At 38.3% G+C, this 14,967-nt stretch carries 16 protein-coding genes and 1 pseudogene; 3 read left to right on the top strand and 14 right to left on the bottom strand.

Features of this window, described 5'->3' with window-relative positions; translation table 11 throughout:
- Nucleotides 1-41: 41 nt before the first annotated feature.
- From rplI to B7699_RS01615, 5 genes are all read right to left on the bottom strand, one after another.
- On the bottom strand, nucleotides 42-494 hold the full coding sequence (gene rplI, locus B7699_RS01635) for a 50S ribosomal protein L9 (RefSeq protein ID WP_084887706.1): 453 nt from the start codon (nucleotides 492-494) through the stop codon (nucleotides 42-44).
- A complete protein-coding gene (locus tag B7699_RS01630) occupies nucleotides 491-2,464 on the bottom strand; it encodes a DHH family phosphoesterase (protein WP_084926952.1) in 1,974 nt (657 codons plus the stop codon). Before B7699_RS01630 ends, rplI begins: the two co-directional genes overlap by 4 nt.
- 135 nt (nucleotides 2,465-2,599) lie before the next feature.
- Nucleotides 2,600-3,148 carry a ribosome hibernation-promoting factor, HPF/YfiA family gene (gene hpf / locus B7699_RS01625; RefSeq protein WP_004255322.1) on the bottom strand — a complete coding sequence of 183 codons (549 nt, stop codon included), beginning with the start codon at nucleotides 3,146-3,148 and terminating at the stop codon, nucleotides 2,600-2,602.
- Between the two features lie 79 nt (nucleotides 3,149-3,227).
- Nucleotides 3,228-3,890: a ComF family protein gene (locus B7699_RS01620; RefSeq protein WP_084926951.1), complete on the bottom strand. Its 663-nt coding sequence runs from the start codon at nucleotides 3,888-3,890 to the stop codon at nucleotides 3,228-3,230.
- Nucleotides 3,887-5,185 carry an ATP-dependent helicase ComFA gene (locus B7699_RS01615; protein WP_084926950.1) on the bottom strand — a complete coding sequence of 433 codons (1,299 nt, stop codon included), beginning with the start codon at nucleotides 5,183-5,185 and terminating at the stop codon, nucleotides 3,887-3,889. Before B7699_RS01615 ends, B7699_RS01620 begins: the two co-directional genes overlap by 4 nt.
- Before the next feature lie 56 nt (nucleotides 5,186-5,241).
- Between B7699_RS01615 and B7699_RS01610 the strand changes: the two genes are divergently transcribed.
- The 3 genes and pseudogenes from B7699_RS01610 to cysK all read left to right on the top strand — a co-directional run bounded on the left by B7699_RS01610 (nucleotide 5,242) and on the right by cysK (nucleotide 7,056).
- The gene (locus B7699_RS01610; protein ID WP_084926949.1) at nucleotides 5,242-5,877 is read left to right on the top strand and encodes a YigZ family protein; all 636 of its coding nucleotides are present in this window, start codon (nucleotides 5,242-5,244) and stop codon (nucleotides 5,875-5,877) included.
- Between the two features lie 15 nt (nucleotides 5,878-5,892).
- Nucleotides 5,893-5,988 (top strand): annotated as a pseudogene (locus B7699_RS09360) (PH domain-containing protein); the annotation flags it as partial.
- A gap of 141 nt (nucleotides 5,989-6,129) precedes the next feature.
- On the top strand, nucleotides 6,130-7,056 hold the full coding sequence (cysK, locus tag B7699_RS01605) for a cysteine synthase A (protein ID WP_000029884.1): 927 nt from the start codon (nucleotides 6,130-6,132) through the stop codon (nucleotides 7,054-7,056).
- A gap of 121 nt (nucleotides 7,057-7,177) precedes the next feature.
- On the opposite strand, the gene tsf is transcribed toward cysK, so the two are convergent.
- The 9 genes from tsf to pgsA form a co-directional block, all read right to left on the bottom strand.
- Nucleotides 7,178-8,218: a translation elongation factor Ts gene (tsf, locus tag B7699_RS01600; protein ID WP_084926948.1), complete on the bottom strand. Its 1,041-nt coding sequence runs from the start codon at nucleotides 8,216-8,218 to the stop codon at nucleotides 7,178-7,180.
- Nucleotides 8,219-8,297: 79 nt separating this feature from the next.
- Nucleotides 8,298-9,077, bottom strand: coding sequence for a 30S ribosomal protein S2 (gene rpsB / locus B7699_RS01595; RefSeq protein WP_000268466.1), 780 nt, complete (start codon nucleotides 9,075-9,077; stop codon nucleotides 8,298-8,300).
- A 225-nt stretch (nucleotides 9,078-9,302) separates the two neighbouring features.
- Nucleotides 9,303-10,520 carry a peptidoglycan hydrolase PcsB gene (gene pcsB / locus B7699_RS01590; protein ID WP_084926947.1) on the bottom strand — a complete coding sequence of 406 codons (1,218 nt, stop codon included), beginning with the start codon at nucleotides 10,518-10,520 and terminating at the stop codon, nucleotides 9,303-9,305.
- Nucleotides 10,521-10,613: 93 nt separating this feature from the next.
- Nucleotides 10,614-11,108 carry a rod shape-determining protein MreD gene (mreD, locus tag B7699_RS01585; RefSeq protein WP_084926946.1) on the bottom strand — a complete coding sequence of 165 codons (495 nt, stop codon included), beginning with the start codon at nucleotides 11,106-11,108 and terminating at the stop codon, nucleotides 10,614-10,616.
- Nucleotides 11,108-11,926: a rod shape-determining protein MreC gene (gene mreC / locus B7699_RS01580; RefSeq protein WP_084926945.1), complete on the bottom strand. Its 819-nt coding sequence runs from the start codon at nucleotides 11,924-11,926 to the stop codon at nucleotides 11,108-11,110. The genes mreD and mreC overlap by 1 nt, the downstream gene beginning before the upstream one ends.
- 58 nt (nucleotides 11,927-11,984) lie before the next feature.
- Nucleotides 11,985-12,779 (bottom strand): energy-coupling factor transporter transmembrane component T family protein, encoded by a 795-nt coding sequence (locus tag B7699_RS01575; protein WP_000377896.1) that lies wholly within the window; start codon nucleotides 12,777-12,779, stop codon nucleotides 11,985-11,987.
- Complete coding sequence (locus tag B7699_RS01570) at nucleotides 12,772-13,611, bottom strand: energy-coupling factor transporter ATPase (protein WP_084926944.1); 840 nt, start codon at nucleotides 13,609-13,611, stop codon at nucleotides 12,772-12,774. Before B7699_RS01570 ends, B7699_RS01575 begins: the two co-directional genes overlap by 8 nt.
- Nucleotides 13,596-14,423, bottom strand: coding sequence for an energy-coupling factor ABC transporter ATP-binding protein (locus tag B7699_RS01565; RefSeq protein ID WP_084926943.1), 828 nt, complete (start codon nucleotides 14,421-14,423; stop codon nucleotides 13,596-13,598). The genes B7699_RS01570 and B7699_RS01565 overlap by 16 nt, the downstream gene beginning before the upstream one ends.
- The gene (gene pgsA, locus B7699_RS01560) at nucleotides 14,420-14,965 is read right to left on the bottom strand and encodes a CDP-diacylglycerol--glycerol-3-phosphate 3-phosphatidyltransferase (protein ID WP_000712138.1); all 546 of its coding nucleotides are present in this window, start codon (nucleotides 14,963-14,965) and stop codon (nucleotides 14,420-14,422) included. Before pgsA ends, B7699_RS01565 begins: the two co-directional genes overlap by 4 nt.
- Nucleotides 14,966-14,967 lie beyond the last annotated feature (2 nt).

The raw sequence follows: 14,967 nt of genomic DNA, 5'->3' as shown, positions 1-14,967 counted from the left end.
GACTTCCCTTCCTTTTACAATCTTGTCAAGAAAGTGTAAATTTACCCTTCTTTCACACGAAGATTGATCACACTTGTGATATCTTGATAGATTTTCACTGGTACATCAATCAAACCAACTGCTCGAATCGGAGCTTGTACTTGGATATGACGTTTATCAATCTTAATTCCAAATTGCTTTTGCAATTCTTCTGCAATTTTCTTATTGGTAATAGAACCAAAAGTACGGCCATCTGGACCAACCTTTTCAACAAATTCTACAATAGTTTCCTCTGCTTCTAGTTGGGCTTTAATTGTTTTTGCTTCTGCAATCATCTCAGCGTGAGCTTTTTCTTCAGATTTTTGTTTACCACGAAGTTCACCTACAGCTTGAGCAGTCGCTTCTTTGGCTAGATTCTTTTTGATAAGAAAGTTTTGCGCATACCCTGTTGGTACTTCCTTAATTTCGCCTTTTTTACCTTTTCCTTTAACATCTGCTAAAAAGATTACTTTCATTCTTCTTTCTCCTTTTCCTTTATTTCATTTAATACAATTTCTGTCAGTTTTTCACCTGCTTCTGACAAGGTTGAATCCTTAATTTGAGCTGCTGCCAAATTAAAGTGGCCTCCACCGCCTAACTCTTCCATAATCCGTTGTACATTCAGCTTACTACGGCTGCGAGCTGAGATAGAGATAAATCCTTGTGTATTCTTCGCAAGAACAAAGCTCGCTTCAATACCTGACATAGCTAATAGGGCATCTGCTGCCTTACTAATAACAACTGTATCATAGCATTTCGAGTCCGTAGCCTCTGCTATCAATACATCTGAACCTAATTTACGCCCCTGTAAAATCAGTTCGTTGACCTCACGATATTCTTCAAAATCTGTCGCAGCGATTTCCTGGATAGCAATACTATCACTTCCTCTCGTTCTGAGATAGCTAGCAACATCAAATGTTCGACTAGTCACTCGTGAGGTGAAATTTTTAGTATCCAACATCATACCAGCCATCAAGACGCTTGCTTGCATACGACTCAAACGATTTTTCTTAGAATTTTGGAACTGTAGCAATTCCGTTACCAACTCACTAGCACTACTTGCACCACTTTCAATATAAGTAATGACTGCATTATCTGGGAAATCCTGATCCCTTCTATGGTGGTCAATGACGATGGTTTGGGTAAATAAATCATAAAAATCTTTTGATAAAGTTAAAGCTGTCTTTGAATGATCTACAAGAATCAACAAAGAACGATTGGTTACCATCCCCATTGCATCCTTAACAGACAACAACTTCGTAACTCCTTCTTTTTCTAAGAATGAAACAGCTCGTTCAATATCCGGCGACATTTGTTCTTCATCGTAAAGAGCATAGCTATTTTGAGTCACATTGCTGGCAAATAACTGCATACCTACAGCAGAACCCAAAGCATCCATATCCAGATTTTTGTGACCAACTACAAAAACCTGATCCACACTACGAATCTTATCTGAAATAGCCGTCATCATAGCACGCGTACGAGTCCGTGTACGTTTGATTGAGGCAGCAGACCCACCACCAAAATAAACTGGATTTTTAGTTTCGTCATTCTCCTTGACAACCACCTGGTCGCCACCACGCACTTCAGCCAAGTTCAAATTGAGCAAAGCAACTTTCCCTATCTCATCATGATTTCCATCACCATAAGAAAATCCCATACTTAAGGTCAAGGGCAACTGTCTCTGTTTCGACTCTTCTCTGAAAGCATCAATAACAGAAAATTTATCGTTCATCAATCCCTCAAGCACCGTGTAGTCCGTAAATAGATAAAAGCGGTCCATACTCACTCGACGAGAGAACATAGCATGCTTCCCAGCAAATTCTGCAACAAAATTGGCTACAAAACTGTTAATATGGCTGATATCAGACTCCGATGTTTCATCTTCTAAGTCATCATAGTTGTCAACGGAGACAATCCCAATAACAGGTCTACTCGTAACTAACTCAACAGTCGCTTCGTATTCTCCAGACACATCAAAGAAGTAAAGAACTCCAGATACCTTGTCCATATGAACCGAATAACGAGTCTCACCCAAGGTAGCATAAGAACCTGGATTCCCCACAGAAGCCTTTATAATTGTTTGAATTAATGCAACATCAATCTCGCCCACTTCATTAGTCAAAATCAATTCAGCGTAAGGATTGAACCATTCAACTTCACCTGACGATAAGTCTAGTTTAATAACTCCGACAGGCATCTGTTCTAACAAGGTTGTCAAACTATCTTCAGCTTGGTGGTTTACATACTGGATTTGTTCTACTTCACTCCTTGAGTAGTAGTCTCTCTGATGGATGAATAGTAAAATATATGAACCCAAAATAAGTAGGAAAAGAAATAGCGTTACCAGTGTATTCCTTACAAAAACAAGTTGCACAGATAGCACTCCGAACGCCACTATTCCTAATATTAAGGGGAAAATAGGACTTACATAAAATTTTTTCATTCCAAACCTCTTGGCACCCATTATACCATAATAACCACCAAAAAGCGACTTTTTAAAAGTGTAATCAGTAATTCTATCAATTATAAGAAAAAGGAGGTTTACAATTCAGTAAACCTTCCTTTACACATATTGAAATTAAGATTCTTTAACTTCTAACAAGCCAATCTCGCCATCCTCACGACGATAAATCACATTGGTTGTCTGATCTTCAACATCCACATAGATAAAGAAATCATGTCCCAACAAATCCATCTGTAGAATAGCTTCTTCCAAATCCATTGGTTTTAAATCAATTTGTTTTGAACGAACCACTCTAGATTGGACAACATTTGTATCTTCCACCAAAGCATCTGTAAATAATTGACTAGTTGCTACCTTGTTTTTATTTTTACGCTCGATTTTTGTTTTATTCTTACGAATCTGACGTTCAATTTTATCGGTTACAAGGTCTATTGAACCATACATATCTTGAGACACATCTTCTGCACGAAGAGTAATTGATCCAAGTGGAATCGTTACCTCCACTTTAGCCGTTTTTTCACGATACACCTTCAAGTTAACTCGAGCATCCAACTCTTGTTCAGCTTGAAAATACTTTTCGATCTTTTCGAGTTTAGAAACTACATAATCACGAATTGCTTCTGTTACTTCTAGGTTTTCACCACGGATACTATATTTAATCATATGAGTACCTTCTTTCTAAACATTTTTGTTTTTCTGATTTCATTATAACGCTTTCATTTTATTTTTGCAAATTTTTTCCTCATCTTACAAGGGAAAATGTTTTCACATCCTCAGCACCAGTTTCTTCCAACAGTTTCTTCACACGATTTATAGTTGTTCCAGTAGTATAAATATCATCTATAAGTAGGATTTTTTTAGGAATAGTGACTCCACTTTTGACAAAGAAAGGAAGTTCTGTTGCCAAGCGTTCTGAACGATTTTTAGAAGAACTAGCCCGTTCTTCTCTCTTCTCTAGTAAGTCTTGAAAAGAGAACCCTGCTGCTTCAACTAAACCTTCAACCTGATTAAATCCCCTCTCGAGCAATCTTTCAGGACTTAGGGGAATGACGACAAATTGATACTCTTTGTACTTTTTTAACTCCTCACTTAAAACTGAAGCAAAAACTTTTCTTAAAAGGAAGTCTCCATCAAACTTATACCGACTGAAAAAATCCTTCATAGCTTGATTGTAAATAAAAATCGCTCTATGACTGACTTCAACTCCTTCTTTACACCAAAATTGACAATCTTGACACTTTGTTGACAATTCTGTTTTCATACAGTTTGGACAGTACTCTTCTCCAATTCTCTCAAAAGTAGAATCACAATCTAAACAAAGACAGGAGGCATCATTCTTCAGAAGTAAAAGACTACTGAAAGTTAAAACAGCCTTCATAGTCTGCCCACATAATAAACACTTCATAGACCCGCCTCCTTATTCATCTGTTGAATTTCCTTAATTGCCTTTTTGATTGAAGTATTTAACCCGTCATGGAAGAAAAGCAGATCTCCTGTCGGTCTATCCATGCTTCGTCCAACTCGTCCACCAATCTGAATCAAACTAGATTTGGTAAACAGACGATGGTTGGCTTCTACTACAAAAACATCTACACAAGGGAAGGTAACTCCACGCTCCAAGATTGTCGTACTGATAAGTATTGTCAGTTCTCCATCTCGAAAAGCTTGTACCTGCTCTAATCGATCTTCCGTAACTGAAGACACAAAACCAATTTTCTCATGCGGAAATTCCTTCTGTAAGACTTCTTTTAATTGCTCCCCTTTCTTAATTTCTGAAGCAAAAATGAGTAACGGATAAGCTGTCTTTCTCTGCTTCTCAATATAAGACTTTAGCTTTGGTGACAACCGACTTTTCTCTAAACAGTGATTAAAATCTGATAACCAGACAGGTTTAGGAATAATCAAAGGATTTCCATGAAATCGTCTTGGTAAACTCAATCGTTTTAATTCTCCGATGCGAACCTTCCTATCTAACTCATCTGTAGAAGTTGCTGTTAAAAAGATTCTCAAGCCATTCTCCTTTACACTATTCTTGACAGCATGGTAAAGCGTGGAATTGTCAACATAAGGAAAGGCATCTACTTCATCCACTATCAGCAAATCAAAAGCTTGATAAAACTTCAATAACTGATGGGTCGTCGCAACAACTAGTGGTGTTCGAAAATACGGCTCTGATTCTCCGTGTAGTAAAGATATCTTGCAAGCAAAATCATCTTGCAGGCGCTTATACAGCTCCAAACAAACATCTATGCGAGGACTAGCCAAGCATACTACCCCACCCGCATTGATCACTTTAGCTACTACTTGATAAATCATTTCTGTCTTTCCAGCTCCTGTTACAGCGTGAACCAAGGTTGGTTCCTGCTTGTCTACTGCTTGAATCAATCCCTCTGACACCTTTTCTTGAAAAGGAGTTAATTGACCACGCCATTTAAGAACATCCTGTTTAGGAAAATCCTCCTGTGGAAAATAGTATAAAGCTTGGTCACTCCTGACTCGCTTCATCAGCAAGCACTCTCGACAATAGTAAGCACCGATAGGCAAATACCACTCCTCTGGAATAATACTATTACAACGTTGACAGAAAAATTTCCCCTTCTCCTTTCTCATTGCTGGAAATTTCTCCGCCAACTGACGTTCCTCTTTAGTTAATTCATTCTCCGTAAACAACCGACCGAGATAATTTGGATTTACTTTCATACTTCTTTATTCGTAAAAATCTAGCGCTTTAGATGATTTTTTAGTACAATTAAATCATGGAATTTAGAACAATTAAAGAGGACGGACAAGTCCAAGAAGAAATCAAAAAATCCCGCTTTATCTGTCATGCCAAGCATGTTTATAACGAAGAAGAGGCTCGTAACTTCATTACTGCCATCAAGAAAGAGCACTACAAAGCTACGCATAACTGCTCTGCCTTCATTATTGGAGAACGTAGTGAAATCAAACGTACAAGTGATGATGGTGAGCCCAGTGGTACTGCTGGAGTTCCCATGCTTGGGGTACTAGAAAATCACAATCTTACTAATGTCTGTGTGGTAGTGACACGCTACTTTGGTGGCATTAAACTAGGCGCTGGAGGATTGATTCGTGCCTACGCAGGTAGTGTCGCCTTAGCTGTCAAAGAAATTGGCATCATTGAAATAAAGGAACAGGCTGGCATTGCTATTCAAATGTCTTACGCTCAGTACCAAGAGTACAGTAACTTCCTTAAGGAACATAATCTCATGGAACTGGATACAAACTTTACAGATCAAGTCGATACGATGATTTATGTTGACAAAGAAGAAAAAGAAACTATTAAAGCTGCGCTTGTAGAGTTTTTTCATGGAAAAGTTACCTTAACTGATCAAGGTTTACGAGAAGTTGAAGTTCCTGTAAACTTAGTGTAAACAAAGGAGAAAAATATGGCATTTGGTAAATTCATTCAAGGACTCGCTGGTAACTTTAGCGAGCAAAACAAAGAAACTCTTATCAAAGAATATGGACAATATCTACTAGAATTAGCCTATCACAATCGCTTAAAAATTAATGGCTTAGACTTGTGATATAAAAAAATCCTATCGCTTCGATAGGATTTCTATATTTTACAAATGGTATAGATAGCGTTATACTAGAAATATCTTATACAAAGAGGTATCCATATGTCTATTTATAACAACATTACTGAATTAATCGGTCAAACTCCGATTGTTAAACTCAACAATATCGTACCAGAAGGGGCTGCGGACGTCTATGTAAAGCTTGAAGCATTCAACCCTGGTTCTTCTGTAAAAGATCGTATTGCTCTTAGCATGATTGAAAAAGCTGAACAAGACGGTATTCTGAAACCAGGTTCTACAATTGTTGAAGCAACAAGTGGAAACACTGGTATTGGACTTTCATGGGTAGGTGCTGCTAAAGGATATAAAGTCGTCATCGTTATGCCTGAAACTATGAGTGTAGAACGACGTAAGATTATCCAAGCTTATGGTGCTGAACTCGTCCTAACTCCTGGTAGTGAGGGAATGAAAGGCGCTATTGCTAAGGCTCAAGAAATCGCTGCTGAACGTGATGGTTTCCTTCCTCTTCAATTTGACAATCCAGCTAATCCAGAAGTACACGAAAGAACAACAGGAGCTGAAATACTAGCTGCTTTCGGTAAAGATGGACTAGATGCCTTTGTTGCTGGAGTTGGTACCGGTGGAACAATTTCTGGTGTTTCTCATGCACTCAAATCAGCAAATTCAAACATTCAAGTTTATGCAGTGGAAGCTGATGAATCTGCTATTCTATCTGGTGAAAAACCTGGTCCTCACAAAATTCAAGGTATATCAGCTGGATTTATTCCTGATACACTGGATACAAATGCTTATGATGGTATCGTTCGTGTAACATCAGATGATGCTCTTGCACTCGGACGTGAAATTGGTGGAAAAGAAGGCTTTCTTGTAGGGATTTCCTCAGCTGCAGCTATCTACGGAGCCATCGAGGTTGCCAAAAAATTAGGTACAGGTAAAAAAGTCCTTGCTCTAGCACCAGATAACGGTGAACGTTATCTCTCTACAGCACTCTATGAATTTGAAGTTTAGTCTCCTAAATACAATTGGCCCTTATTATAGGGCTTTTTGTTTTTACCTTGAAAATAGGAAGCTCTCCCTATAGGGATCGACTGCATAGAAAAAAGGAAGCAAATTTACTTCCTTTCTATAATTAGTTATTCAAGGCTGCTGCCATTGTAGCTGCAACTTCAGCTTCAAAGTCGTTTGCAGCTTTCTCAATACCTTCACCAACTTCAAAGCGAGCGAACTCAACTACTGAAGCGTTAACTGATTCAAGATATGCTTCAACTGTCTTGCTGTCATCCATGATGTAAACTTGTGCAAGAAGTGTGTAAGCTTGGTCAACTTTAGTGTTGTCAAGCATGAAGCGATCCATTTTACCTGGGATGATTTTGTCCCAGATTTTTTCTGGTTTGCCTTCTGCAGCCAACTCAGCTTTGATGTCAGCTTCAGCTTGAGCAATCACTTCATCAGTCAATTGAGCTTTTGATCCATACTTCAAGTGTGGAAGAGCTGGTTTGTTAACCATTGCACGGCTTTCGTTATCTTGGTCGATAACGTGGTTCAATTGTGCCAACTCATCTTTAACGAATTGCTCATCCAATTCTTTGTAAGAAAGAACTGTTGGTTTCATCGCTGCGATGTGCATTGACAATTGTTTAGCAAGTGCTTCGTCTCCACCTTCAACAACTGAAATAACACCGATACGTCCACCGTTATGTTGGTATGCTCCAAAGTGTTGTGCATCTGTTTTTTCAATCAACGCAAAGCGACGGAATGAGATTTTTTCTCCGATAGTTGCTGTTGCAGATACGTATGCAGCTTCAAGAGTTTCACCTGAAGGCATTGTCAAAGCAAGTGCTTCTTCATTATTAGCAGGTTTTCCTTCAGCAATAATTTTAGCTGTAGTATTTACCAATTCAACGAATTGAGCGTTTTTCGCAACGAAGTCAGTTTCAGCGTTTACTTCAATAACTGCTGCAACATTACCGTTAACATAAACACCAGTCAAACCTTCTGCAGCAACACGGTCAGCTTTCTTAGCTGCTTTTGCCATACCTTTTTCGCGAAGCAATTCAATCGCTTTTTCGATATCGCCTTCCACTTCAACCAATGCTTTTTTAGCGTCCATAACACCAGCACCAGATTTTTCACGCAACTCTTTAACAAGTTTAGCTGTAATTTCTGCCATTTTGATTCTCCTATATTTTTTAAAAATAGGAGAGCCGGGCTAAGCCCCGCCCTCCTAGGTAATTACTATTTATTATGAATTAAGCGTTGTCGCCTTCTACAACTTCAACGATTTCTTCAATTGAATCTGCTTGAGTTTCTGAAGCTGCAAATTCTGCTTCAACTGCTACTGCATCCTCACCTTGACGTCCTTCGATGATAGCGTCAGCCAATTTAGCTGTGATCAATTTAACAGCACGGATAGCGTCATCGTTAGCTGGGATGATTACATCAATATCATCTGGATCAGTATTTGTGTCAACCATCGCTACAACTGGGATTCCCAATTTCTTAGCTTCTTTAACAGCGATTTGCTCTTTATGTGGGTCAACTACGTACATCACATCTGGGATACGAGGCATATCTTCGATACCACCCAAGAATTTTTCAAGACGTGCACGTTGTTTGTTAAGAAGTGCAACTTCTTTCTTAGGAAGAACTTCGAAAGTTCCATCTTCTTCCATACGTTTGATTTCTTTCAAACGAGCGATACGTTTTTGGATTGTTCCCCAGTTTGTAAGAGTTCCACCCAACCAACGGTGATTGATGAAGTATTGACCTGAACGTACTGCTTCTTCAGCAACTGCATCAGCCGCTTGCTTCTTAGTACCAACAAACAATACAACTGCATCGTTAGCTGCTGCATCACGCATGAAATCGTAAGCTTGGTCAGCGTATTTTACAGTTTGTTGCAAGTCGATAACGTGGATTCCGTTACGCTCAGTGAAGATGTACTTAGCCATCTTAGGGTTCCAGCGACGAGTTTGGTGACCAAAGTGTACACCAGCCTCAAGAAGTTGTTTCATTGAAATTACTGCCATGAGTATTTCTCCTTTTTGTTTTTTTCCTCTTCTTGACTTCAACTCGCAAAACGACCCAAAGGCAACTGTTTCACAATTCATCAAGAATGAGTATTATCGTTCACACGACAAGTTTCATTTTACCATACTTTTTCAATATTTTCAAGCTATTTTAGCAGATTTTTAGAGTAAGTTAACTATATAAATCATAAAAGAGACTCTAATCGAGTCTCTTTGTTTCATTCATTAGTTTGGATAGATGTATGTTACAAAACCTTCTGAAGTTGTAGTAGGATTGAACCAACCACGTTTATTTCCGATTGTACGGTTTCCACCATAGTTTGATTCAGATACTTGGATACTTGTTGATGATGAAACAGCTGTAACCACGGCTACGTGTCCATATCCACCATCATTCCAACATGCAATGGCACCAACTTGAGGTGTAGATCCTGTGCGGAATCCTGCAGCAGCTGCACTTGTAGCCCACTGTGCTCCATTACCCCAGTAATCTCCAGCCCAAGGTGCTAATGTTTTAGCTCCCCATGTACACTCACCAGTTGGATAACTTGAAGCATTTGTACTGTATGTTGGGCGATGTTTTACTGGTGCAGGAGTGTAGCTTGTTGATTCTGTTGAAGCACTGCTTGAAGATGATTCAGAAGAACTAGATACTGCTTGAACTTGTGCAGTGAAAGTTGTATTCCCAGAAGCAACAACTGTTTGTTGTTGACTTGCCTGTTTAGCTTTGTAGGCTGCTTCTGCTTCTGCAGCTGCTTTAGCTTCTGCTTCCGCTGCAGCTTTTTTCTCAAGTAAACTTGCTTTTTCATCCTCTGCAGTAGCCTTTTCAGCAGCAAGATTCAATTCTGCAGCTTTCAACTCAGCTTGTTTTGTAGTTAATGATTGAGCATCATCAGCTAGTTTTTGCTGATTTGCAATAACTGTATTAATTGCATCATTGTTTGCTACTTGTTTTTCAGAAATAGCTTTTTTATCTGCTTTTTGTTGTTCCAACATCTTGTTGTTTGCAGATACGATTTCACTCATTGCAGCAACACGTGAAATAGCTTCTGTAATTGATTTTGAGTTTACAATTGTATTAATGTAATTTGTTGCAGCTCCATTTGTTTGAGCACTACGAGCTTGTTTTTGTAATGAATCATTACGAGATACAATATTCTTAGAAAGTTCTGTAATTTCACCCTCAAGCTTTTTAGATTCTGCTTGTAGTCTATCATTTTCAGATTGCAAGTTTGATTGCTCTGTTTGAATAGCAGATACTTGCTCCTGAACTTGATCAACTTGTTTTTGGGCTTCTTGTTGTTGTGCTGTTAAGTTACTAATTTTATTATCTTGAGCAGCAATTTTGTCATCAGTAGTTTCTGCATGCGCAGTTGTTAAAACAGTTACTTGAGAAACCATTACTGTACTTAGTAAAAGTGACGCTAAGATTTTTTTCTTCATATTTCGTAGATACTCCTTCTTTTAAAGACATTACTAGTATACCAAAAAAAGGCCTAATGAATATTACGCCTTTGTTACATTTTTATTTCTTTCTTATAGGTAAAATTTTTCAAAAATAAACTGAAAAATAATCATCCATATAAGGTTCAAAATCATTGATGGTACTAAACTATAGACTATAAACAAAGACATACTATCCACAGTTAAACCTACCACCAATGCAAGTATATAAGCTCCCATCTCAAATAGAAAAGTCATGACAATAATTGCCAACATTCTCGTCCAACGATTCAATAAAATAACACTATTAAATTTATGGAGAAATGCCCCCAACAAGACGAATAACAGAGTCGCAATCCCTACCAAGTGGAAAAAGTAAATATCATAAACCAAACCCACTACAAAACAATAGGCTAAATAGAGATACTCTGATACTTCAATCGTCTCAAATAAGAGAAACAAAAATAGAAAATGACTAGCCAACTGCACGTGGGGAAAAAACGAGCCCAGAAGCTGACTAATATGGGCATCAATTAGAACAAAGAAAGGAAGCAATAAAAATACTCCAACCCGCTTCAACTGTCTCATTATGAATTCCCCACTAATTCTATCACATTCACATTATGAGTATCTGCACTCAATTTAACAGTTACTTCTCGTGTCAAATAGTCCGTACTATGCGTTGTGGCAACCACTTCACCAACTGGAATATCCGCAACATTAAAGTTTCCTAATCCACCAGTGGTCACCTTATCGCCCGCACTAATATCGCTATTACTATTTAATTGGCTAATTTTAAGAACCTCATTTTCCTTGTCATAACCAACAATAATCCCATAAATTGTAGTAGAACCATGTTGAATTTTAACAGAAATCTTATCAGCGTTTTCCGTATTTGTCAGAAGGTTGACCATAGTAGAGTTCTCTTCCACTTTTGAAACACTCCCAATCAAACCACCATTTGCAATGGCTAACATGTTCTCAGAAGCTCCTTTTGATTTGCCTACATCCAGGGTCAACTCCTGCTTCCAAGATACTGGAGAACGCATAATAACATCTGATGCCAAAGTCTTTGTAGATTGCAATTTGGACTTCATATCAAGCAATTGGCGCAGTTGTTCATTTTCCATCTTTAAACTTTCCGCCTCATTTGATTTAACTTCTAATTGGTAAATCTGTTTCTTCAAACTTTCATTTTCATTATAAGTGCGTGTCAAATGAGCCAAATCTGATTTGACAGAATCAAACCACTGAAAAGGTTTTTGCACAACCCTATCAACCACTGAGATTCCATCTCCTAATCTTGTCACAATTGTACTTGAATAAGTCGTCGCTAAGAGAGCTGACACAAGCAGAACAGTGACAAAAACAATAATGACATATTTTGATTTTTTAAAACGGTTCATATCCCTACCTTTATATCAAAAACTGTTACAGTAACTTTTTATCAATTCCTGAAAGCTACTAAGATTTTAAGAAAAATAAGCAACAACCAAGTATGATAATAACAAGAATGGTCAGCGTATCCTTTCGAGTCCATTTCAATTGTCGATATTGACTTCTGCCTTTTCCACCCTGATAACCACGCGCTTCCATTGCGATAGCCAAGGAATCCGCACGTTTTAAACTTGTCGCAAAAAGAGGAATCAAAATGGGAATCATAGCCTTCACCTTTTGAACAATACTTCCTTCTCCAAAATCCACTCCACGCGCTTTCTGTGCATTCATAATCCGCGTCGTATCATCCATCAAGGTTGGGACAAAACGCAAACTCATAGACAGCATCAATCCAATTTCATGAACTGGAACTTTCATACTCTTTAAAGGTGCTAATAAAGCTTCGACAGCTGATGCCAAACTTAAGGGCATGGTCGTTAAGGTTAACAAAGTTGAAAAGAAAATAATCAATACAAAGCGACAAAAAATAATTCCAGCTTGTTGCAAAGCATAATCCGTGATTCTCACAAATGAAAACTCAAATAAAACATTCCCATTAGAAATGAAAAACAGTTGAAAAATAGTTGTGAAGGCAATCAAGAAAAACATAGACTTCAAGCCCTGAATAAAAAATGAAAGAGATACTCCTGACAAGGCAATAAATATCCCTGTCGCTATGAAAAGAATCAGATTTGTCAAGGGATTATTAGCCCAAAACACAATCAAAATCAGTAGCATCATAGCCAGTAATTTGCTACGTGGATCCAATCTGTGAACAATAGAATCCCCTGGGATATAACGCCCCAAAATCATACTATCCATTTAGCGACTCCTTGAACTCCTCTATCTTAATCGGTAATCGTTTAAATGACACGCCTCTATCAGCCAATCGTTTACAAAAGGCCGTAAGTTTAGGTACTCCCAACTGCACTTCTTCCATAAAGACAACATCTTGAAAGACATCACTCGGTTTCCCCCCTTTAACTAAACGTCCCTTTTCCATCACATATACCTGATTCGCATATTCAGCAACATCATCCATCAAATGCGTTACTAAGACAATGGTCATCCCTGACTGATGGAGTTTTTTGAACAAGTTCATCAACTCTTTTCTTCCCAGGGGATCTAGGCCTGCTGTGGGCTCATCTAAGACTAATATGGCTGGTTCCATGGCAAGTATACCTGCAATGGCGACACGTCTCATTTGTCCACCCGATAGCTCAAACGGACTACGATTAAAAAGTGATTCATCAATTCCAACCAAATCCAGTTTCTCACGCGCAATCTGTTCCGCATCTTCTTCAGAAACTCCAAAATTTTGCGGTCCAAAAGCAACATCCTTCAAAACCGTTTCTTCAAAAATCTGATTTTCAGCAAACTGAAATACCAAGCCAACCTGTTTTCTAATTTGACGAATATCTTTATTTTTAGAAGTCGAAGTGATTAAGGTATCAAAAACCCGCACACTCCCTTGACTTGGCACCAATAAACCATTTAAAAGTTGTAAAATAGTTGATTTGCCACTACCTGTGTGGCCAATTAAAGCCGTATAAGAACCGTCTTCAATCGTCAAAGAAACATCCGACAAAGCTGTTGAAGCTAAGGGAGTCCCTTCTTGGTACGTAAAACTCACATTTTCTAGAGCAATTCCCATAGCTTATCCTCTAGCTCACTTTCTGTCAAATAATTTTCAGGTAAATCATAGCCATTCTGGCTCAAAGAATGTTTTAATTGATTGGAAAAAGGATCGTCTAATCCAATTTGATCTAAATCATTTCGAGAGAAAAGTTCTCTTGGGCTACTGGTTGATTCAATTTCCCCTTTTTTCATGACCAATACACGATCACTCATGGCGACTTCTTCCAAATCATGTGTGATGGAAATGACCGTCATATCATAGTCTTTTCGAATTCCTTTTACTGTCTCAATCAGTTCTCTACGCCCCTCAGGATCCAACATACTCGTTGCCTCGTCTAGGATTAGAATAGCTGGTCTTAGGGCTACAACACCTGCAATGGCCACACGTTGCTTTTGACCACCTGACAGACGAGCTGGCTCTCTCTTTTTAAAGTCCAACATGCCAACCAAATCCAAAGCTTCTTCCACTCTTTTTTTCATTTCTTGTCGAGAAAGTCCCTGATTTTCCAAACCAAAGGCAACATCATCTTCAACAGTCGCTCCAACAAATTGATTATCTGGATTTTGAAAAACCATACCGATTTGACGACGTATATTCCAAACATTTTCCTCAGTCAAACGTTGGCCATCAATTACAATCTCTCCAGATTCTGCTTCCAGTAAGCCATCAATTAACCGGACAGTCGTTGATTTACCACTACCATTATGCCCTACAATCGAAAGCCATTCTCCACGTTTCACGTGAAACGTAATATCCTTCACATCGTAGTATTCCTGACTTTCCTTATAGCGAAAAGAAAGATTTTTTACATCAATTATTGATTTCATTTCGAACCAAATGTCCCTTTAAATACATAGGCACTACCCTTGAAATAATCATAGCCAGAGTAGATAGTGAAAAACAAGGCTACATAAAGTAGAACTTGGCCAAGCAAAGTCCAATGTAATAGCAAGAAAATAATGGCAAACATCTGACTGAAAGTTTTAATTTTTCCAGGCATTGCTGCTGCTAAAACCGTTCCACCAGTTTCAACCAATAAAAGCCTTAAACCTGTCACAGCCAACTCACGACAGATAATCACTGCAACAATCCAAGCCGGAGCCATACCTAACTCAATCAGCATAATAAAAGCCGACATAACTAATAACTTATCCGCCATAGGATCTGCAAATTTACCAAAATTACTGACCACATTCCATTTACGAGCTAAATATCCATCTAAATAATCTGTAATACTGGCAATAGCAAAGATAATAGCTGCTACTATATGACTCTCTATCGAATTTCCTACCGTTAAAATAAAGATAAAAATAGGTATAAAGAGAATTCGACCTATTGTTAAGAGATTTGGAATTTGTTCTTTTTTCATTC

Origin of the sequence: Streptococcus mitis (assembly GCF_002096835.1) — a bacterium.
GTDB classification, from domain to species: Bacteria; Bacillota; Bacilli; order Lactobacillales; family Streptococcaceae; genus Streptococcus; species Streptococcus mitis_W.
Note: the sequence above shows the minus strand (reverse complement) of the source record. Positions and strands in the feature narration are given on the sequence as shown.